General features: G+C 73.7%; 1 protein-coding gene. It reads right to left on the bottom strand.

The window, feature by feature from the left end; translation table 11 throughout:
* The coding region (locus tag AQJ54_RS40450) for a hypothetical protein (RefSeq protein WP_159055637.1) at positions 1 to 540 on the bottom strand (540 nt) is incomplete at both ends.

Raw genomic sequence — 540 nt, 5'->3', positions numbered from 1 at the left:
CCGGCGGGTGCGCCTGGGGTCCGGCGGGGGTCCGCGGTGCGGCCGGTGGCGACGACGAACTCGTACCGCTGCCCGTCACCGTCCGTCCGCCACTCCCGCGACGTGACGACGAGGTCCGTGGCCCACGGGAACATCACCTGCCGCAGCCCCGGGCGTACCGCGGCGAACGACACATCGCGTGCCGGCGAACCGTTGACCTGAACGACGACCCGCCGCATGCCGGGCCCGGCCTCCCGCGTGTCCAGCTCCGCGAGCGCCGCCTCTGGACTGCGCACCGCCGTCTCGAACTCCCTGGCCGCCGCAGGAATCGCCGCGACAGGGACGTCCGGCACAAACATCCCGAAGTACACCGGCTCGCTCGCCGGCAGCGCCGGGAGCCTGCCCAGCGCCTCGGCCAGCACCCTCTGGTGCAGCCAGGGCGCGACCCACAGGTTCCGATCGGGGCCTTGGGTGCCCACGAACAGCGCCGCCAGATGAGCCGGCAGCAAAAAGTCCAGCGGCGAACCGCCATGCACCTCGACCCACGCGACCACCGCCGCC

Origin of the sequence: Streptomyces griseorubiginosus, assembly GCF_001514195.1 — a bacterium.
Classification (GTDB): Bacteria; Actinomycetota; Actinomycetes; order Streptomycetales; family Streptomycetaceae; genus Streptomyces; species Streptomyces griseorubiginosus.
Note: the sequence above shows the minus strand (reverse complement) of the source record. Positions and strands in the feature narration are given on the sequence as shown.